This window comes from Escherichia sp. WS338, from assembly GCF_046486405.1.
In the GTDB taxonomy this organism is placed as follows: Bacteria; Pseudomonadota; Gammaproteobacteria; order Enterobacterales; family Enterobacteriaceae; genus Escherichia; species Escherichia coli.
Genome location: NZ_JBJQLL010000052.1, coordinates 1 through 19168 on the forward strand (window position 1 = coordinate 1; position 19168 = coordinate 19168).

Sequence of the window (19168 nt, forward strand, 5' to 3'; positions counted from 1 at the left end):
GCCGGGCACACTGAATGATTTCCTCGGTGCAATGACGGAGGATGATGTCCGGCCAGAGGCACTGCGCCGTTTTGAACTGATGGTGGAAGAGGTGGCGCGTAACGCGTCCGCAGTGGCACAGAACACGGCAGCCGCGAAGAAGTCAGCCGGCGATGCCGGCACATCTGCCCGTGAGGCGGCAACCCATGCGACTGATGCTGCAGGCTCAGCACGCGCAGCCAGCACGTCAGCCGGACAGGCCGCTTCGTCGGCTCAGTCAGCGTCTTCCAGCGCAGGAACGGCATCAGCAAAGGCCACTGAAGCATCAAAAAGTGCTGCCGCTGCAGAGTCCTCAAAAAGCGCGGCGGCCACCAGTGCCGCTGCGGCAAAAACGTCAGAAACGAATGCGGCAGCGTCACAACAATCAGCAGCCACTTCAGCATCCACCGCGACCACGAAAGCGTCAGAAGCTGCCACCTCAGCCCGGGATGCGTCGGCTTCAAAAGAGGCGGCAAAATCATCAGAAACGAGCGCAGCCTCGAGCGCCAGCAGCGCAGCTTCCTCGGCAACGGCGACAGCAAATTCTGCGAAGGCGGCAAAAACGTCCGAGACGAACGCCAAGGCTTCTGAAACGGCAGCGGGACAGAGTGCCTCAGCTGCGGCAGGCTCAAAAACAGCGGCTGCGTCGTCTGCCAGTGCCGCGTCAACAAGTGCCGGGCAGGCCTCAGCCAGTGCCACCGCCGCCGGAAAATCGGCAGAAAGTGCTGCATCGTCCGCTTCAACAGCCACAACGAAGGCTGGCGAAGCCGCTGTACAGGCCAGCTCAGCAGCGAGGTCTGCTTCCGCAGCGAAGACATCCGAAACGAATGCGAAAGCGTCGGAAACCCGTGCAGAATCCTCAAAAACGGCAGCCGCATCGTCCGCCAGTTCGGCAGCGTCATCGGCATCATCTGCGTCTGCTTCAAAAGATGAGGCGACCAGACAGGCGTCAGCAGCGAAGGGCAGCGCCACGACGGCATCCACGAAAGCAACAGAGGCGGCAGGCAGTGCGACGGCAGCATCTCAGAGCAAAACTGCTGCTGAATCCGCTGCGACCCGTGCGGAAGCTGCTGCTGATCGTGCTGAAGAGATTGCCGGTGCAGTTGCGATGGAAGACGCAAGCCTTACAACTAAAGGTGTTGTGAAACTTAGCAGTGCTGTTGATAGCACCAGTGAATCGCTGGCCGCAACGCCAAAAGCAGTTAAAGCAGCCAATGACAATGCGAATAGCAGGGTGCCATCTAACCGAAAAGTTAACGGAAAAGCACTGACTGCGGATATAACATTAACGCCGAAAGATATTGGTACTTTAAATTCAGTAACGATGTCTTTCTCTGGCGGGGCTGGGTGGTTCAAACTGGCTACGGTTACCATGCCACAAGCGAGTTCCATCGTTTACATCGCATTGATTGGTGGCGCTGGTTACAACGTCGGCTCCCCACATCAGGCAGGCATTTCAGAACTGGTTCTACGAGCAGGCAATGGAAACCCCAAAGGAATTACCGGGGCTTTGTGGAAGCGTACAGCCGTCGGATTAACGAATTTCGCCTGGATCAACACATCCGGCGATACATATGATATTTACGTTGAGATTGGCAATTATGCGACTCGTGTAAATATCCATTGGGATTGTACTGCAAATGCGACAGTTTCTATTTATACATCGCCAACATATTCAGCGAGTAAGCCTTCCAGCGTTACCGATGGTGTTGTTTATACGATGTATAGCACACATCAGAAACCGACGCCGTTAGATATTGGAGCACTGCCAACAACCGGAGGAACAGTTTCAGGTCCGTTGTCTGTTACAGGTGGATTAACTGGTTCATTGAATGGTAATGCAAGTACAGCCACGAAATTGCAGACGGCAAGATCTATCGGTGGAGTTGTTTTCGACGGTTCTGCAAATATTAACCTTCCAGGTGTAAACACTACGGGTAATCAGAACACCACTGGTAATGCTGCAACTGCTACAAAACTTCAGACTGCAAGAAAAATATCCGGTGTTCCATTTGATGGTTCTACTGATATCACTTTAACCGCCGCGCATGTGGCTGCTTTTGCCAGAAGAGCAACGGATGCGTATGCCGATGCGGATGGGGGCGTTCCATGGAATGCCGAATCAGGCGCTTACAATGTCACCCGCTCTGGCGACAGCTATATTCTGGTTAACTTCTATACCGGAGTCGGAAGTTGCCGGACCCTGCAGATGAAGGCGCATTACAGAAATGGTGGTCTGTTCTACCGTTCTTCAAGAGACGGTTATGGTTTTGAAAGTGGTTGGGCGCAGCTTTACACCTCGGCTCATCCTCCTGCAGAGTTTTATCCAGTCGGTGCACCAATCCCGTGGCCATCAGATACCGTTCCGTCTGGTTATGCCCTGATGCAGGGGCAGACTTTTGACAAATCTGCCTACCCAAAACTTGCAGCCGCTTATCCGTCAGGCGTGATCCCTGATATGCGTGGCTGGACGATTAAGGGCAAACCTGCCAGTGGTCGAGCCGTATTATCTCAGGAACAGGACGGCATTAAATCGCACACCCACAGCGCCAGCGCATCCAGTACGGATTTGGGGACGAAAAACACATCGTCGTTTGATTACGGAACCAAATCCACGAATAACACCGGGGCGCATACCCATAGTATTAGCGGGACTGCAAATAGTGCCGGTGCGCACCAACACAAGAGTTCCGGTGCATTTGGTGGCACGAACACGAGCATTTTCCCTAATGGTTATACCGCGATTTCAAATCTAAGCGCGGGGATTATGAGCACAACAAGCGGTAGTGGCCAGACTCGTAATGCAGGGAAGACATCATCAGATGGTGCTCATACCCACTCGCTGTCCGGCACTGCTGCAAGCGCAGGCGCACATGCACATACTGTCGGTATTGGTGCTCATACGCACTCCGTTGCGATTGGCTCACATGGACACACCATCACCGTTAACGCTGCTGGTAACGCGGAAAACACCGTCAAAAACATCGCATTTAACTATATTGTGAGGCTTGCATAATGGTATTCAGAATGAGTGAACAACCACGGACCATAACAATTTATAATCTGCTGGCCGGAACTAATGAATTTATTGGTGAAGGTGATGCATATATTCCGCCTCATACAGGTCTGCCAGCAAACAGTACCGATATTGCACCGCCAGATATTCCGGCAGGCTTCGTGGCTGTTTTCAACAGTGATGAGGCATCGTGGCATCTCGTTGAAGATCATCGGGGTAAAACGGTTTATGACGTGGCTTCCGGCGACGCGTTATTTATTTCTGAACTCGGTCCGTTACCGGAAAATGTCACCTGGTTATCGCCGGAAGGGGAGTTTCAGAAGTGGAACGGCACAGCCTGGGTGAAGGATACGGAAGCAGAAAAACTGTTCCGGATCCGGGAGGCGGAAGAAACAAAAAACAACCTGATGCAGGTAGCCAGTGAGCATATTGCGCCGCTTCAGGATGCTGCAGATCTGGAAATTGCAACGGAGGAAGAAATCTCGTTGCTGGAAGCATGGAAAAAGTATCGGGTATTGCTGAACCGTGTTGATACGTCAACTTCACAGGATATTGAATGGCCAGCACTGCCGTAGGGTAAAACATATAAATTCTATAATTAGATGTATCTTTCCATTTACGGCAAGGAAGGGGGCTTGGAAGACGTAAAGCATCTCACACCGAGATTATTTTTTATATGTCAGGTGTCTGAAGTTTTGCTTTGGCTCTTAAAATGGTTTGCCGCGAGGTTTTGAATTCCCGGGCAATGGCACTTATACTTACACCTGACTTAATTCGTTCGAATACCACCTGTTTCTGTTCTTCATTTAACACAGGTGGTCGACCAAAACGTTTCCCTGCGCCGCGGGCTCTTACTATCCCGGAATGAGTGCGTTCAAGTAAAAGGTCTCGTTCAAATTCAGCGACTGCTGAAATTACTTGCATCATCATTTTTCCTGTTGGACTGGTCAGGTCAATGCCCCCCAATGCTAAGCAATGCACTCTGATACCTGTTTCGGTCAGTTGTTCCACTGTTTTCCTGATATCCATTGCATTACAACCAAGGCGATCCAGTTTTGTCACAATCAATTGATCACCACATTTCAGGCGAGCAAGCAACCGGTTAAAACCAGGACGCTCACTGGTTGCTGCTGAGCCACTAATGTGTTCTTCGATTATTTGCTGAGGTTTGATTTTAAAACCTGCACTTTCGATTTCCCGGCGTTGATTTTCGGTGGTCTGATCCAGCGTTGATATCCGACAGTAAGCAAAAATTTGAGACATAGTGAGACTCTATACGAAATTGGTGTTCATATCATAATGCATCTCAGAAAATAATTATGATTATTTTTGTGCATATTTGTATGTACACGTTCGAAAATAAACGAATGCGTATGCAACCCCGTAATTTTGGTGAGACCCAAAATCGATTTTGTGAAAAATGGCTTTAACTCGGTTTGTTTTTCGAGTTCCGGGCGGACTCAAGGAAGAAGAATAGTGTTGCGTGTTATTTTAACCAGATTTCAAGTTGTTTGGTCGTGGAAAAGTGGAGCAAAATGTTGTTAAAGTGGAAAAATGATAAAAAAGTAAGTTTATTATATTACATTTTACCATTTAAATTTTGGTTGTCTTTAAGAACTGATATCGCTGTTTGTAATAATTCTTTGTTATCCAGCCATGATTTTTTCTTTATGTTTCCTTCAATGTAATCAAGCAATGTTCTGGTATTGATAGGTCTTCCCTGTTTTGCTACTTCCACTACAGCATCCCCTAGGATAATTCTTACTTCAGGAAGCTGCGCAGGGAACCACTTTAGGGTGTCTTTTGATTTCATGAAGATATTCCTTAAAATATTATTGATTTTCATTGCGATATTGTATGTCTGATTCAGGATATGTTGACTTATACATCGGTTTTGTCTGGGTTATTGGATATGCCAATCCCTAATTTTATTAGGGCATGACTAAAAATGCTGAATATGATAAGGAGAGATGTGATTATCAGTATGCTGTTCATATAACCTCGAATTAGTAATGTGTTATATATGATATAGTTGACAATTTTTATCTTGGGTGTTCTTAAAGTTCGTAGATAAACATTGTCGTTTCAGGTATACAGGAATGCTAACAGGTGGCAGCAAAAATCAGGCGGTTTATGGCGCAAGCTGAAGCGGCAACTGCAAACTATCTTATGCAGAGACTCTACACGGATTGGGTTTAAAAGTATACATAGATAACAGTTTTTATCTGAAGAAGAAAAATATCAAGGTGATATAGCCTATATGCCTATGATGCGGAGGAATGAATGTGATGGGAGTGATGTATCTGAATAGTTGAAAAACCGCAGTCACGTCGTATGCAAGAACGTGCTGCGGTTGGTTTGACTTTGATTGAGACGTTTTGGAATTTTTTTTTGTGGCAAAAATGGGGCAAAACGCTGCAAAAGGGGCAAAAAAGGGGCAAAAAAAGAGTGGATTATCGTAGTTTATTGTTCTCGCTGATGATGTTTAACACATTGAAAAATAAGTAAAACACTTATGAGTCAGATAGTTGTGATTTTTGCCCTTACTTGTTCAGGTTGTATTGTTCTTTCTTACTAATTTCTTGATTTTGCGACATTTAAAAGCGACTCAATTCGTTATATGGCATCAGAAGAGTATGCGTCATGCCGGAACGCCCAGCATAAGAAATCTGATATAAAAACTGTGGCGTGTATGGTACGGATTAGAGGGGAAAATGTCAGCACATTTGCGAAATGAATCAAAAAGCCCGCAGCAATGTGCGGGCGTTAGTGTCAGCGCACAACCAGCACGGAGCACTCTGCATGACGCACTACAGCTGCGGCGTTGGAACCGAGCAGATAAGTGGTGATATCCGGTCGATGGGAAGCAATGATGATCATATGAGCGGGGATCTTCTTCGCCAATTCCAGAATGCGGTCTTTGGGCGAACCTTCCTCAACATGGACATGCACTCTGTCGGTTGGCAGTTTAAATTTTTTAATGATCTCTTCCAGTTGCGATTTGGCTTCCGCTTTCAGGTCATCCATTGCCGGTAATTCTGCGGAATACGCTAAACCCAGAGAGGCATAGTAGGGCAGTGAAGGTATTACCGTCAGGAAATGAACCTCTGCATCATCAATCTTTGCCTCTGCCTCAACGTGGCTAATCACGCGTTGAGTTAATTCTGAATCGGAAATATCGATAGGGACAAGAATCGTTCTGTTCATAAAACCTCCTGTTTTAGTATCCGCATAAAGTGTAACGCCAGATGACACTTTTTGTGTAATGACGGAGTTCACATTTTTAATTTAGATCAAAGGAGGAAGAATAAGCAGAAAAAGCCCGCCATAACAGCGGGCAGGAGGATTTAGAACTGATAAACCAGACCTAAAGCGACAATATCATCGGTAGAGATGCCGTTGGCAGCGTAGAAGCTGTCATCTTCATCCAACAGGTTGATTTTATAGTCAACATAAGTGGACATGTTTTTATTGAAATAGTAAGTCGCGCCAACATCGGCGTATTTAACCAGATCTTTATCATCAACACCTGCCGGGTTGTCTGCACCACCGGCAGCGTGCAGGTCACGGCCTTTAGACATCAGGAAAGAGACTGCCGGACGCAGACCAAAATCAAACTGGTACTGTGCAGTAACTTCAAAGTTCTGGGTTTTGTTCGCAACTGCATAATCGCTGTCGCCAAACGGGGTCATGTTACGCGTTTCTGAATACATGGTTGCCAGGTAAATATTGTTAGCATCGTATTTTAGCCCAGCAGTCCACGCGTCTGCTTTATCACCACCCGCCGCAGTATGGTTAACCTGGTCATTGGTGCGGTCAGAAGAGGTGTATGCCGCACCAGCGCTAAAGCCCATGCCTAAATCATATGTTGTGGAAAGACCCCAGCCGTCACCGTTTTCATGGCGAACATCACGTCCGTTGTTGGTGCCTTCCTGACCATTACTGGCTCCTTCGTTGTTACCTTGATACTGCACCGCGAAGTTCAGACCATTTACCAGACCGAAGAAATCAGTATTACGATAAGTCGCGACGCCGTTGGCACGACCAGTCATAAAGTTGTCTGCATTGGTATAAGAGTCACCGCCAAATTCAGGCAGCATATCGGTCCAGCCTTCGATGTCGTACATTACGCCATAATTACGTCCGTAATCGAAAGAACCGTAATCTGCAAATTTCAGTCCGGCAAATGCCAGACGGGTCCATGACTGGTTTGTTGAAGATTCAGTGTTGTTTGCCTGAATATTGTATTCCCATTGACCGTAGCCAGTGAGTTGATCGTTAATTTGGGTTTCGCCTTTAAAACCCAGACGCGCATAGCTCTGGTCGCCATCTTTCGCTGAATTATCAGAAAAATAATGCAGGCCATCAACTTTGCCATACAGATCTAATTTGTTGCCGTCTTTATTATAAACTTCGGCTGCATGTGCAGCACCTGCGGCGAGCAGGGCAGGAATTAAAAGTGCCAGTACTTTGCTTTTCATTGAATAAATCCTTTAGTTATTTTATTTGCCTTTTATCCCCATTTCGGGGAGTGAAAACATCCTAAAGGAGAAGTTCAGTTAGCCGATAAATATCATTTGTTACGCCTTAAGTAAAACCTTAATCAAATAATTCTACGGAAATGATAATAAGTCTGGTGAATGTATTGAAGATAATACATACAAAATAAAAATTATACTTTTAATTTGCTATACGTTATTCTGCGCGGGTTATATGCCTTTATTGTCACAGATTTTATTTTCTGTTGGGCCATTGCATTGCTACTGATTTTCCAACATATAAAAAGACAAGCCCGAACAGTCGTCCGGGCTTTTTTTTAGAATTGGATAATCCTTATCCAGTGCATTTAATCGGTGTTGCTTTTTTCCGCTTTTCCGGCCATTTGTGCCAGGAAGTCATAGCGTTTTTGCAAATCAGCTGCAGCATCTTTCCATAACTGTTCTGCCACTTCTGGCTGCTGCGAATTCAGACGACGGAAACGCTGCTCGTGAAGTAACGTTTCTTCCAGTGCTTCTGACGGCGGGCGTGAATCCAGTGCCAGCGGCAGTTTGCCTTCATCGGCTCGACGTGGATCGAAGCGATATAGCGGCCAGAAGCCGGTGGCAGTGAGTTGGCGCATCTGGTCGTGACTGAGTGCCAGATCGTAACCATGCTCTTCACAGGGGCTATAAGCGATGATCAGCGATGGCCCCGGATACGCTTCCGCTTCCTGAATCGCTTTCACCGTCTGGTTGAGCTGCGCGCCGAGAGAAATCTGCGCCACATAAACATGACCGTACATCATCATGCTGACGCCAAGATCTTTACGCGCTTTACGTTTGCCGTGCTCGCCGAACTTAGTTACTGCACCCAGCGGTGTCGCTTTCGACGCCTGACCACCGGTGTTGGAATAGCATTGCGTATCCAGCACCAGAATGTTGACGTTTTCCGTCAAACTCAATACATGATCCAGACCGCCAAAGCCGATATCGTAAGCCCAGCCATCACCACCAATCAGCCAGATTGATTTTTCTACCAGTGCATCTGCGTCACGTAGCAGTTCATGTGCTTCGGCAACATCTTTGAGTTGCTGGCGTAAAGCTGCAACCTGTTCACGACGAACCTCTGGCTTGGCGTCTGATTTCAACGCAGTTAGTAATTCCGCCGGGATTTTATCGGCAAATTGATCCAGCAGACGCAGCACGCGGACACGGTGTTGATCGACCGTCAGGCGGAAACCAAGGCCAAATTCGGCGTTATCTTCAAATAGCGAGTTCGCCCATGCCGGTCCACGACCGTTGGCATCGGTGGTATACGGTGTAGAGGGCAGGTTACCGCCATAAATTGAAGAACAGCCGGTGGCGTTAGCGATCAACATCCGGTCACCATAGAGCTGAGTCAGCAATTTAATATACGGCGTCTCGCCACAACCGGAGCAAGCACCTGAATATTCAAACAGCGGTGTAATCAGCTGCGATGTACGAATATCAATACGTTCCAGTTTGCTACGGTCGATTTCTGGGAGGTTGAGGAAGAAATCGTAATTGATTTTCTCTTCTTCGACATGTTCCAGGCGAGACATCATATTGATGGCTTTAATCTCTGGATTCTGACGGTCTTTCGCCGGGCAAACTTCGACGCACAGGTTACAACCGGTGCAATCTTCCGGAGCCACCTGCAAGACATATTTCTGCCCGCGCATATCACGCGATTTCACATCCAGCGAATGCAGGCTGGCAGGGGCGTTTTCCATCGCTTCAGGCGGTACCACTTTTGCGCGAATAGCTGAGTGTGGGCAAGCAGCGACGCAGTGGTTACATTGGGTACAGAGTTCCTCTTTCCAGATGGGGATCTCTTCGGCGATATTGCGTTTTTCCCAGCGCGTGGTGCCCATCGGCCAGGTGCCGTCTGGCGGCAGCGCCGAAACGGGGAGGGCATCACCAAGCCCGGCGAGCATCGCAGCGGTTACGGTTTTCACGAAATCAGGAGCGGCATCGGAAACCACTGGCGGTCGATTGGCGCTATGCGGATTAACTGGCTGCAACGGAACTTCTTCTACGGATTCACGTGCCAGCGCCAGAGCCTGCCAGTTGCGTTCCACCAGATCCTGGCCTTTGCTACTGTAACTTTTGGCAATCGCACCCTGCAATTCTGCCAGGGCGCTATCGCCAGGCAGAATCTGCGTCAGATGGAAAAAAGCCATCTGCATGACGGTATTAATACGGGCCGCCAGGCCACATTCGCGGGCGATTTTCGCCGCGTTAATCACATAGAAGCGCGCTTTTTTCTGGTTTAGCACGGCCTGAACTTCCTGCGGCAAGCGCGACCACACTTCAGCTGCGCTGTACGGCGTGTTAAGCAGGAAAATGCCGCCAGGTTTTAAACGCTCAGCCATCTGATATTTATCGATAAACTGCAACTGGTGGCAGCCAACAAAATCAGCCTGGGAAATGAGATAAGCGGAACGAATCGGCTGTTCGCTCACGCGAAGGTGAGAAACCGTCAGGCCGCCCGCCTTTTTGGAGTCGTAAACAAAATAGCCCTGTGCGTACCACGGCGTGGAATTTCCGATAATCTTGATATTGTTTTTGGTCGCGGAAACGCTGCCATCACTACCAAGGCCATAAAACAAGGCTTCCAGTTTCGCCGAGTTTGGTAGGGTGTTTTCCGGCAACGGCAGTGACAGATTGGTTACATCATCGTAAATACCAACCGTAAAGCGCGCTTTCGGTTTAGCCGCGTTGAGCTCGGCAAATACCGCCAGTACACAGTCCGGGCCAAATTCTTTGGATGAAAGACCATAGCGCCCACCAATGACACGGGGCAGGGTTTCACGCTCGCCATTATTAAAGGCTTCTGCCAGTGCGGTCATCACATCCAGATAGAGCGGTTCTGCCTGGGCACCAGACTCTTTGGTTCTGTCCAGTACCGCCACGTTGCGCACGGATCCCGGCAGAGCTTGCAGCAAGTGTTTGGCGGAGAAGGGGCGGTACAGGCGAACTTTCAGCACGCCGACTTTTTCGCCACGGGTCAGCAATTCATCAACCACTTCTTCACATGTGCCAATGGCTGAGCCCATCAGGATAATCACCCGTTCCGCTTGCGGATGCCCGTAATACTCAAACGGCTGATACTGACGACCTGTCGCGGCAGCGAAATCATTCATCGCCTGTTCAACATGGTCATAGACTGCGTTGTACCATGGGTTGGTGGCTTCGCGAGACTGGAAATAAGTGTCAGGATTGGCGGACGTACCGCGGATCACCGGATGTTCCGGGTTGAGTGCCCGGGCGCGATGAGCATCAATTTCTGCCTGCGGCATCAGTTCAAGAATCGTGTCATCGGCCAGCGGGACAATTTTATTGATTTCGTGAGATGTGCGGAAACCATCAAAGAAATGAATAAATGGCACGCGGCTTTTCAGCGTCGCGATGTGCGAAATGAGAGCAAAGTCTTGCGCTTCCTGGACGCTTGCTGCACACAACATCGCGCAACCCGTCTGGCGCACCGCCATAACGTCGGAATGATCGCCAAAAATAGAGAGTGCATGTGTGGCAACGGTACGTGCCGCAACATGCAGGACAAACGGCGTCAGTTCGCCTGCCAGTTTGTACAGCGTTGGGATCATCAGCAGCAAACCCTGCGATGACGTAAACGATGTTGAGAGGGCACCAGTTTGCAAAGCACCATGCACGGTAGCGATAGCACCCGCTTCCGACTGCATTTCAACCACGCGTGGTGTGTCTCCCCAAACGTTTTTCAAGCCGTTTCCGGCCCATGCATCAGCCTGTTCTGCCATCGTGGAACTGGGGGTAATAGGGTAGATGGCGATAACTTCACTGGTGCGAAACGCCACCGAAGCAACCGCGCCATTACCGTCAATAGTAATCATATGACACCCTTACATTGCGCAAATGAGGGGCGCACGAAATTGCTGCGCGCCCAGTAGTAATCGTTCAATTTTAGCAAATGGCTTTCTTCTGCATTTTCGCTTTTGTGTCCCCCACATTAGCGTAATGAATGTTTTGATCAAACAGAGGGCAAAAAAATAGCCATAAAAAAGTAAAAATGCGGGGCAACGCGCAGGACAGCTCTCGACGCCGCCCTCTGTGCTGCCTATTATTTATGGCGGTGTCGTTTGGCTTGAAGATCAGAGGAAGAAAAGATGCGAGCAGCGTTTTGGGTAGGGTGTGCCGCTTTATTGTTGTCGGCGTGTAGTAGTGAACCTGTTCAGCAGGCGACTGCGGCGCACGTAGCGCCAGGTTTAAAAGCGTCGATGTCCAGTAGTGGAGAAGCAAATTGTGCAATGATCGGCGGTTCGCTTTCTGTTGCCCGCCAACTGGATGGTACGGCGATTGGGATGTGTGCATTACCCAACGGCAAACGCTGTAGCGAACAGTCACTTGCCGCCGGGAGCTGTGGCAGCTATTAATTCATTAAATCCGCCAGCTTATAAGTTAATGTCTGTTTCGCGGTCGCCAGCGTTAACTGGTTCGCGGTCAGATCCACTTGTGCACCTTCTTTCAGCATTTCGCTAATGGTGTTATCGAGTTCATTAAGCTGCGGGTTAGCGCACATCATACGGGTCATTGCCAGCCCTTTGGCGGTCAGTTCACCATTAGACAGTTTGCCTTCACCGCTAAAGCGGTTACACATGCTGCCGGAAATCATCATCTTTTCACCAAAGCTGATTTCTGGCGGATTTTTATCGCTGGTCACGGGCTTACCGTTTACGCTTTCCAGCACAAAGCGATGATGCTGTAGCTGTTCTGGCGTTACAGCAATTTTGTCACTACTTACACATCCCGCCATCAGCAGGCTTAGCGCAACAAGCGCGGCTACTTTCTTCATTGTGGTTCTCAATTACTGTTTCTGATTCAGGACTATTTTAAGAATAGAGGATGAAAGGTCTTTGGGGATTATCTGAATAAGCTCCCCTGGAATGCAGGGGAGCGGCAAGATTAAACCAGTTCGTTCGGGCAGGTTTCGCCTTTTTCCAGATTGCTTAAGTTTTGCAGCGTAGTCTGAGAAATACTGGTCAGCGCTTCTGCTGTCAGGAATGCCTGATGCCCGGTAAACAGCACGTTGTGGCAGGCAGACAGGCGACGGAATACGTCATCCTGAATTACGTCGTTGGATTTATCTTCAAAGAACAGATCGCGTTCGTTCTCATACACGTCCATACCCAACGAACCAATTTTCTGATTTTTCAGCGCTTCAATTGCCGCCTGAGAATCAATCAATGCACCGCGACTGGTATTGACGATCATCACGCCATTTTTCATCTGATCGAAGGCGGCTTCGTTCAACAGATGGTAGTTTTCCGGTGTCAGCGGGCAGTGCAGAGAGATAACGTCTGATTCAGAGAACAGGGTTGGCAGATCGACATACTCCACACCGAGTTCCAGTGCCGCCGCACTTGGATACGGATCGAACGCCAGCAGACGCATACCAAAACCTTTCAGAATGCGCAGCATCGCCACACCGATTTTACCGGTACCGATAACGCCTGCCGTTTTTCCATACATAGTAAAGCCGGTCAGACCTTCCAGAGAGAAGTTGGCGTCACGAGTACGCTGATACGCGCGATGAATACGACGGTTCAGCGTCATCATCATACCGATGGCGTGTTCAGCAACGGCTTCTGGATCATAGGCTGGAACACGGACTACTTTCAGCCCCAGTTCTTTTGCCGCGTCAAGGTCGACGTTATTGAAACCGGCACAGCGCAGGGCGATATATTTAACGCCGTGCTTTTTCAGCTCTTCCAGCACCGGGCGGCTGCCGTCATCGTTTACGAAAATACATACCGCTTCGCAGCCATTGGCAGTTTTAGCGGTTTTTTCCGTCAGCAGAAAGTCAAAAAATTCCAGCTCAAAGCCAAAGGACTCGTTCACCTGTTGCAGGTACTTCTTGTCGTACTGTTTTGTGCTATAAACGGCGAGTTTCATAAGACTTTCTCCAGTGATGTTGAATCACATTTAAGCTACTAAAAATATTTTACAAAATTTCAAATATAATTGAAAGCTATGGCGATATTGAAAAATTCATCAACAACTATGCTTAGTGTAGGCGCAACCTTCAACTGAACGGTTAAACATGCCACAATACCCGTATTGAATGCTTAATTTTTCGCTAAATCAGGATATTAACTACCCATGCTGGGTAAATATAAAGCCGTTCTCGCGCTGTTATTACTGATTATTCTTGTGCCGTTGACGCTGCTGATGACGCTCGGCTTGTGGGTTCCCACGCTGGCGGGCATCTGGCTACCGCTCGGGACACGTATTGCATTAGATGAAAGCCCACGCATTACGCGTAAAGGTTTAATCATTCCCGATCTCCGTTATCTGGTGGGAGATTGTCAGCTTGCGCATATCACCAACGCCAGCCTTTCACATCCGAGCCGCTGGTTATTGAACGTCGGCACGGTAGAACTTGATTCTGCTTGTCTGGCGAAATTGCCGCAGACGGAGCAATCGCCTGCCGCTCCAAAAACCCTCGCGCAGTGGCAGGCCATGTTGCCTAACACCTGGATCAATATCGATAAACTGATTTTTTCTCCCTGGCAGGAGTGGCAGGGAAAACTCTCTCTCGCGTTAACCTCTGATATCCAGCAACTGCGTTATCAGGGCGAAAAAGTTAAATTTCAAGGCCAGCTTAAAGGGCAACAACTTACAGTCAGCGAACTGGATGTCGCCGCGTTTGAAAATCAGCCGCCGGTAAAACTGGTGGGGGAATTTACTATGCCGCTAGTGCCGGATGGACTTCCTGTAAGTGGCCATGCTACTGCGACGTTAAACTTGCCGCAGGAACCGTCACTGGTGGATGCCGAGCTGGACTGGCAGGAAAATAGCGGGCAATTGATTGTGCTGGCACGGGATAACGGCGATCCGTTGCTCGATTTGCCGTGGCAAATTACTCGTCAACAATTGACCGTAAGCGATGGTCGCTGGAGCTGGCCGTATGCAGGTTTTCCTTTGAGTGGCCGACTGGGTGTCAAAGTCGACAACTGGCAGGCAGGGCTCGAGAACGCTCTGGTCAGCGGACGACTGAGTGTGCTGACCCAGGGGCAAGCGGGTAAAGGCAACGCGGTGCTAAATTTTGGCCCAGGAAAATTAAGCATGGATAACAGCCAGCTGCCTATGCAACTGACCGGTGAAGCGAAACAGGCGGACCTCATTTTATATGCCCGTTTACCTGCGCAGCTAAGCGGAAGTCTGACTGACCCAACGCTGGCCTTTGAGCCAGGCGCGTTATTACGTTCGAAGGGAAGAGTCATCGATTCGCTGGACATCGATGAAATCCGCTGGCCTTTAGCGGGTGTAAAAGTCACCCAACGTGGTGTTGACGGACGTTTGCAGGCCATTTTGCAGGCGCATGAAAATGAACTGGGCGATTTCGTGCTGCATATGGATGGGCTGGCGAATGATTTTCTCCCTGACGCTGGCCGCTGGCAGTGGCGCTACTGGGGAAAAGGCAGTTTTACACCGATGAATGCCACCTGGGATGTCGCAGGAAAGGGTGAGTGGCATGACAGCACGATTACGCTGACCGATCTCTCCACCGGTTTCGACCAGTTACAATACGGTACGATGACGGTAGAAAAGCCGCGATTAATTCTCGACAAGCCTGTCGTCTGGGTACGTGACGCACAGCATCCCTCCTTCAGCGGCGCGCTGTCACTGGACGCCGGGCAAACACTGTTCACTGGCGGCAGTGTGTTACCGCCATCAACCTTAAAATTTAGCGTCGATGGGCGCGATCCGACGTATTTCCTCTTTAAAGGCGATTTACATGCTGGTGAGATTGGCCCGGTTCGGGTAAATGGTCGCTGGGACGGTATTCGTCTGCGCGGTAACGCCTGGTGGCCTAAACAATCACTGACTGTATTCCAGCCGCTGGTGCCACCCGACTGGAAGATGAACTTACGCGATGGCGAACTGTATGCTCAGGTTGCATTTTCAGCTGCGCCTGAACAAGGATTCCGCGCGGGAGGGCACGGTGTGTTGAAAGGCGGTAGTGCCTGGATGCCAGATAATCAGGTTAACGGTGTCGATTTTGTCCTGCCTTTCCGTTTTGCCGATGGAGCCTGGCATCTGGGGACTCGCGGCCCCGTTACGTTGCGAATTGCCGAAGTGATTAATCTGGTGACAGCGAAAAATATTACGGCTGATTTGCAAGGGCGTTATCCGTGGAGTGAAGACGAACCATTGCTGTTGACTGATGTTAGCGTCGATGTGTTAGGCGGTAACGTGCTGATGAAACAATTACGCATGCCGCAACATGACTCGGCGCTGTTGCGGCTGAATAATCTCTCATCCAGCGAACTGGTTAGCGCCGTCAATCCGAAACAATTCGCCATGTCCGGGGCATTTAGTGGTGCATTGCCGTTATGGCTAAACAACGAAAAATGGATAGTGAAAGACGGCTGGCTGGCAAATAGCGGGCCAATGACCTTGCGGCTGGATAAAGACACCGCAGATGCGGTGGTGAAAGACAATATGACCGCGGGTTCAGCAATTAACTGGTTGCGCTATATGGAAATTAGCCGTTCATCGACAAAAATTAATTTAGATAATCTCGGTTTATTAACCATGCAGGCCAATATTACAGGTACCAGTCGCGTTGATGGTAAAAGCGGTACGGTAAATCTTAATTACCATCATGAAGAGAATATTTTTACGCTGTGGCGCAGTTTACGCTTTGGCGATAATCTCCAGGCATGGCTGGAGCAGAACGCGCATCTACCGGGAAATGACTGTCCGCAAGGAAAAGAGTGTGAGGATAAACAATGAAAATTTTACTGGCTGCGTTGACGTCATCTTTTATGCTGGTTGGCTGTACGCCTCGCATTGAAGTCGCTGCACCTAAGGAACCGATCACTATCAATATGAACGTTAAAATTGAGCATGAGATCATCATCAAGGCAGACAAAGATGTCGAAGAGCTGCTTGAGACCCGTAGCGATCTTTTTTGAGGTGATGATGAAAAGAACATTACTTCTTTGTGCATTTCTTGTTGGCTTGGTAAGCAGCAATGTAATGGCATTGACTCTGGATGAAGCCAGAACTCAGGGGCGGGTAGGCGAAACATTTTATGGTTATCTGGTTGCGCTGAAAACAGATGCTGAAACTGAGAAATTAGTAACCGACATCAATGCCGAACGTAAAGCGAGCTATCAACAACTGGCAAAGCAGAATAATGTGTCGGTGGATGATATCGCGAAACTCGCCGGGCAAAAGCTTGTAGAACGGGCCAAACCCGGGGAATATGTACAAGGGATAAACGGTAAATGGGTGCGAAAATTTTAATAGCAAAACCGCAATATCGGGATAACGCTACAGGAGAAGACGATTAATCTATTTTCCGGAAACAACGTGAATATTCAAAAATTCCTGTCAAATTGCCTTTCGCCCTGAAAAATGCATAGTCAAATATCTGTTTTAACTAATTCGCGTTGCTGTACATGCAACGCGAATTAGTTAGCGGAATTTACGTCGATACTCGCCTGGCGTCATCCCAAAGCGTTGCTTAAATACCGTTGAAAAATGACTCTGGTCGGAAAATCCCCAATGAAAGCCAATGCCTGCCAGTTTTTCATCATCTGCGGCATGGCGAATCGCATCTGCACAAAAATCGAGACGACGGTTACGGATATATTGCGCGACTACCAAACCTTTATCGGCAAACTTTATCAGCGCGTAGCGCCTGCTGCTTTAGCGTTCGTTAGTGAAAAAGGTGAAACCTCGGTCGGTGAATTGCCTGCGCCGGGAAGCCTGTATTTTCAACGTTTTGGCGGCTTGAATATTGAACAGGAGGCGTTATGCCAATTTATCAGATAGACGGTCTGACTCCGTTTGTGCCAGAAGAGAGTTTTGTCCATCCGACAGCGGTATTGATCGGCGATGTTATTCTCGGCAAGGGCGTGTACGTTGGGCCAAATACCAGCCTGCGTGGCGATTTCGGTCGTATCGTGGTGAAAGATGGCGCGAACATTCAGGATAATTGCGTTATGCACGGTTTTCCCGATCAGGATACTGTCGTGGAAGAAGATGGGCATATTGGTCATAGCGCTATCCTTCACGGCTGCATTATCCGCCGCAATGCATTAGTGGGTATGAACGCGGTAGTGATGGACGGTGCGGTGATTGGCGAGAACAGCATTGTTGGCGCTTCCGCATTTGTGAAAGCCAAAGCAGAAATGCCTGCTAATTACCTGATTGTCGGCAGCCCGGCAAAAGCGATTCGTGAACTTAGTGAGCAGGAACTGGCATGGAAAAAGCAGGGCACGCATGAGTATCAGGTGCTGGTGACACGCAGTAAGCAGACGTTGCATCAAGTTGAGCCATTGCGGGAAGTTGAACCTGGCAGGCAGCGCCTGGTATTTGATGAGAATCTGCGACCGAAACAGTAACGTCCTGATGCTGGACGTTCTAATTTTTAGCATGTGATACCTAAACCGCAACGCTGATACAGGTTGCGGTTTTTTTATTGCCGGATGCGGTACTTGACGCGTTTTGTTTTGGTGTCTTTCAGGGCAATAGAGCAACTCATCCAGTAATCTTGTTTACGCCTTCGCATTATTTATCTCTTTTCGTTTCTATACTATTTTTCTTAATCCGTTTTATTACAGGGCAGGGTGCGATGAGCAGCAATACATTTACTCTCGGTACAAAATCCGTTAACCGTCTTGGTTATGGCGCGATGCAACTGGCAGGTCCTGGGGTTTTTGGCCCCCCAAGAGATCGCCACGTCGCTATAACCGTGCTGCGTGAGGCGCTGGCATTGGGCGTCAATCATATTGATACCAGCGACTTTTATGGTCCGCACGTCACCAATCAGATTATCCGCGAAGCGCTTTATCCTTACTCTGACGACCTGACAATTGTCACTAAAATTGGTGCGCGGCGTGGAGAGGACGCATCCTGGTTGCCCGCATTTTCTCCGGCAGAGCTGCAAAAAGCGGTGCACGATAATCTACGTAATCTCGGGCTGGGCGCACTGGATGTGGTTAACCTGCGCGTTATGATGGGGGATGGTCATGGCCCAGCGGAAGGATCGATTGAAGCCAGCCTGACCGTACTGGCAGAGATGCAACAACAAGGCCTGGTAAAACATATTGGTCTGAGCAACGTTACACCGACGCAGGTTGCAGAGGCGCGTAAGATTACCGAAATCGTCTGTGTGCAGAACGAATACAACATTGCTCATCGTGCTGATGACGCAATGATTGATGCTTTGGCTCGTGACGGCATTGCCTACGTGCCGTTCTTTCCGCTTGGGGGCTTTACGCCGCTGCAATCCTCCACACTTTCGGATGTAGCAGCGAGCCTGGGCGCAACACCAATGCAGGTGGCGCTGGCGTGGCTGTTACAGCGTTCACCGAATATTTTGCTGATCCCAGGGACGTCTTCTGTTGCGCATTTACGGGAGAATATGGCTGCTGAAAAATTGCATCTTTCTGAGGAAGTGTTGTCTACGTTGGACGGTATTTCGCGAGAATAACGAATATACAAAAGGGAAAGATGCATTTCCCTTTTGTTTGTGCACAGAAAACCCCCAGCTAGGCTGGGGGTTCCGGAAAGCTTTCAGCTTTGAGCCAGTTATTAAAACCCCTTTTGATTTGTTAAAACACCTTGCGGTCTGGCAACT

At 49.0% G+C, this 19168-nt stretch carries 17 protein-coding genes and 2 pseudogenes; 10 read left to right on the top strand and 9 right to left on the bottom strand.

The genetic code is table 11. From position 1 onward, the window contains the following. Both ACJHWT_RS23475 and ACJHWT_RS23480 read left to right on the top strand, forming a co-directional pair. Positions 1 to 3034 (top strand): phage tail protein (locus ACJHWT_RS23475; RefSeq protein WP_368463421.1); only part of this gene is annotated, 3034 nt, incomplete at its 5' end. Continuing rightward, positions 3034 to 3609, top strand: a complete 576-nt coding sequence (locus ACJHWT_RS23480; protein WP_001351719.1) for a tail fiber assembly protein — start codon at positions 3034 to 3036, stop codon at positions 3607 to 3609. The genes ACJHWT_RS23475 and ACJHWT_RS23480, both read left to right, overlap by 1 nt. A gap of 97 nt (positions 3610 to 3706) precedes the next feature. Here ACJHWT_RS23480 and ACJHWT_RS23485 read toward each other — a convergent pair whose 3' ends face one another. The 3 genes from ACJHWT_RS23485 to ACJHWT_RS23495 form a co-directional block, all read right to left on the bottom strand. Further along, positions 3707 to 4297, bottom strand: a complete 591-nt coding sequence (locus ACJHWT_RS23485) for a recombinase family protein (protein ID WP_000078178.1) — start codon at positions 4295 to 4297, stop codon at positions 3707 to 3709. A 316-nt stretch (positions 4298 to 4613) separates the two neighbouring features. Next, entirely contained in the window at positions 4614 to 4847 is a 234-nt protein-coding gene (ydfK, locus tag ACJHWT_RS23490; protein ID WP_000836768.1) for a cold shock protein YdfK, read from the bottom strand. A 68-nt stretch (positions 4848 to 4915) separates the two neighbouring features. Next, positions 4916 to 5029, bottom strand: coding sequence for a YnaM/YnfT family protein (locus tag ACJHWT_RS23495; RefSeq protein WP_120795384.1), 114 nt, complete (start codon positions 5027 to 5029; stop codon positions 4916 to 4918). Between the two features lie 339 nt (positions 5030 to 5368). Here ACJHWT_RS23495 and ACJHWT_RS23500 point away from each other — a divergent pair, with 339 nt between their 5' ends. Next, on the top strand, positions 5369 to 5542 hold the full coding sequence (locus ACJHWT_RS23500) for a hypothetical protein (protein ID WP_001157925.1): 174 nt from the start codon (positions 5369 to 5371) through the stop codon (positions 5540 to 5542). 264 nt (positions 5543 to 5806) lie between these two features. Here ACJHWT_RS23500 and uspF read toward each other — a convergent pair whose 3' ends face one another. The 3 genes from uspF to nifJ all read right to left on the bottom strand — a co-directional run bounded on the left by uspF (position 5807) and on the right by nifJ (position 11405). Continuing rightward, positions 5807 to 6241, bottom strand: coding sequence for a universal stress protein UspF (gene uspF / locus ACJHWT_RS23505; RefSeq protein ID WP_001295593.1), 435 nt, complete (start codon positions 6239 to 6241; stop codon positions 5807 to 5809). A gap of 140 nt (positions 6242 to 6381) precedes the next feature. Next, on the bottom strand, positions 6382 to 7515 hold the full coding sequence (ompN, locus tag ACJHWT_RS23510; protein ID WP_000837933.1) for a porin OmpN: 1134 nt from the start codon (positions 7513 to 7515) through the stop codon (positions 6382 to 6384). 365 nt (positions 7516 to 7880) lie between these two features. Then, on the bottom strand, positions 7881 to 11405 hold the full coding sequence (nifJ, locus tag ACJHWT_RS23515) for a pyruvate:ferredoxin (flavodoxin) oxidoreductase (protein WP_000628257.1): 3525 nt from the start codon (positions 11403 to 11405) through the stop codon (positions 7881 to 7883). A 273-nt stretch (positions 11406 to 11678) separates the two neighbouring features. Between nifJ and ACJHWT_RS23520 the strand changes: the two genes are divergently transcribed. Next, positions 11679 to 11945 (top strand): DUF333 domain-containing protein, encoded by a 267-nt coding sequence (locus tag ACJHWT_RS23520; RefSeq protein WP_001295715.1) that lies wholly within the window; start codon positions 11679 to 11681, stop codon positions 11943 to 11945. Here ACJHWT_RS23520 and hslJ read toward each other — a convergent pair. Together hslJ and ldhA are read right to left on the bottom strand one after the other, a co-directional pair. Next, the gene (hslJ, locus tag ACJHWT_RS23525) at positions 11942 to 12364 is read right to left on the bottom strand and encodes a heat shock protein HslJ (protein ID WP_001296048.1); all 423 of its coding nucleotides are present in this window, start codon (positions 12362 to 12364) and stop codon (positions 11942 to 11944) included. The two genes, ACJHWT_RS23520 and hslJ, sit on opposite strands and share 4 nt — an antisense overlap. A gap of 110 nt (positions 12365 to 12474) precedes the next feature. After that, entirely contained in the window at positions 12475 to 13464 is a 990-nt protein-coding gene (gene ldhA, locus ACJHWT_RS23530) for a D-lactate dehydrogenase (protein WP_000762229.1), read from the bottom strand. Positions 13465 to 13671: 207 nt separating this feature from the next. Here ldhA and ACJHWT_RS23535 point away from each other — a divergent pair, with 207 nt between their 5' ends. From ACJHWT_RS23535 to ACJHWT_RS23545, 3 genes are read left to right on the top strand one after another with little or no spacing between them, the layout of a single operon-like run. After that, complete coding sequence (locus ACJHWT_RS23535) at positions 13672 to 16311, top strand: YdbH family protein (RefSeq protein ID WP_000900938.1); 2640 nt, start codon at positions 13672 to 13674, stop codon at positions 16309 to 16311. After that, positions 16308 to 16493, top strand: a complete 186-nt coding sequence (locus tag ACJHWT_RS23540; RefSeq protein WP_000698145.1) for a YnbE family lipoprotein — start codon at positions 16308 to 16310, stop codon at positions 16491 to 16493. The genes ACJHWT_RS23535 and ACJHWT_RS23540 overlap by 4 nt, the downstream gene beginning before the upstream one ends. Positions 16494 to 16500: 7 nt before the next feature. Next, positions 16501 to 16827, top strand: coding sequence for a YdbL family protein (locus ACJHWT_RS23545; protein ID WP_001296049.1), 327 nt, complete (start codon positions 16501 to 16503; stop codon positions 16825 to 16827). Between the two features lie 171 nt (positions 16828 to 16998). On the opposite strand, the pseudogene ACJHWT_RS23550 reads toward ACJHWT_RS23545, so the two are convergent. Then, positions 16999 to 17205 (bottom strand): annotated as a pseudogene (locus tag ACJHWT_RS23550) (helix-turn-helix domain-containing protein); the annotation flags it as partial. On the opposite strand from ACJHWT_RS23550, the pseudogene ACJHWT_RS23555 reads away from it, so the two are divergent. The 3 genes and pseudogenes from ACJHWT_RS23555 to pdxI form a co-directional block, all read left to right on the top strand. Further along, positions 17206 to 17358, top strand: a pseudogene (locus tag ACJHWT_RS23555) (phenylacetic acid degradation operon negative regulatory protein PaaX); the annotation flags it as partial. It abuts the pseudogene before it with no gap. Next, positions 17340 to 17930, top strand: a complete 591-nt coding sequence (gene paaY / locus ACJHWT_RS23560; protein ID WP_001123437.1) for a phenylacetic acid degradation protein PaaY — start codon at positions 17340 to 17342, stop codon at positions 17928 to 17930. The pseudogene ACJHWT_RS23555 and the gene paaY, both read left to right, overlap by 19 nt. A 230-nt stretch (positions 17931 to 18160) precedes the next feature. Continuing rightward, positions 18161 to 19021, top strand: coding sequence for a pyridoxine 4-dehydrogenase (gene pdxI / locus ACJHWT_RS23565; RefSeq protein ID WP_000097834.1), 861 nt, complete (start codon positions 18161 to 18163; stop codon positions 19019 to 19021). The last annotated feature ends 147 nt before the right edge of the window (positions 19022 to 19168 follow it).

Bases quoted from the DNA above. Each gene is read 5' to 3' on its own strand.
- ACJHWT_RS23480 (WP_001351719.1), top strand. From the start codon at position 3,034: ATGGTATTCAGAATGAGTGAACAACCACGGACCATAACAATTTATAAT.
- ACJHWT_RS23485 (WP_000078178.1), bottom strand. From the start codon at position 4,297: ATGTCTCAAATTTTTGCTTACTGTCGGATATCAACGCTGGATCAGACC.
- ydfK (WP_000836768.1), bottom strand. From the start codon at position 4,847: ATGAAATCAAAAGACACCCTAAAGTGGTTCCCTGCGCAGCTTCCTGAA.
- ACJHWT_RS23495 (WP_120795384.1), bottom strand. From the start codon at position 5,029: ATGAACAGCATACTGATAATCACATCTCTCCTTATCATATTCAGCATT.
- ACJHWT_RS23500 (WP_001157925.1), top strand. From the start codon at position 5,369: ATGCAAGAACGTGCTGCGGTTGGTTTGACTTTGATTGAGACGTTTTGG.
- uspF (WP_001295593.1), bottom strand. From the start codon at position 6,241: ATGAACAGAACGATTCTTGTCCCTATCGATATTTCCGATTCAGAATTA.
- ompN (WP_000837933.1), bottom strand. From the start codon at position 7,515: ATGAAAAGCAAAGTACTGGCACTTTTAATTCCTGCCCTGCTCGCCGCA.
- nifJ (WP_000628257.1), bottom strand. From the start codon at position 11,405: ATGATTACTATTGACGGTAATGGCGCGGTTGCTTCGGTGGCGTTTCGC.
- ACJHWT_RS23520 (WP_001295715.1), top strand. From the start codon at position 11,679: ATGCGAGCAGCGTTTTGGGTAGGGTGTGCCGCTTTATTGTTGTCGGCG.
- hslJ (WP_001296048.1), bottom strand. From the start codon at position 12,364: ATGAAGAAAGTAGCCGCGCTTGTTGCGCTAAGCCTGCTGATGGCGGGA.
- ldhA (WP_000762229.1), bottom strand. From the start codon at position 13,464: ATGAAACTCGCCGTTTATAGCACAAAACAGTACGACAAGAAGTACCTG.
- ACJHWT_RS23535 (WP_000900938.1), top strand. From the start codon at position 13,672: ATGCTGGGTAAATATAAAGCCGTTCTCGCGCTGTTATTACTGATTATT.
- ACJHWT_RS23540 (WP_000698145.1), top strand. From the start codon at position 16,308: ATGAAAATTTTACTGGCTGCGTTGACGTCATCTTTTATGCTGGTTGGC.
- ACJHWT_RS23545 (WP_001296049.1), top strand. From the start codon at position 16,501: ATGAAAAGAACATTACTTCTTTGTGCATTTCTTGTTGGCTTGGTAAGC.
- paaY (WP_001123437.1), top strand. From the start codon at position 17,340: ATGCCAATTTATCAGATAGACGGTCTGACTCCGTTTGTGCCAGAAGAG.
- pdxI (WP_000097834.1), top strand. From the start codon at position 18,161: ATGAGCAGCAATACATTTACTCTCGGTACAAAATCCGTTAACCGTCTT.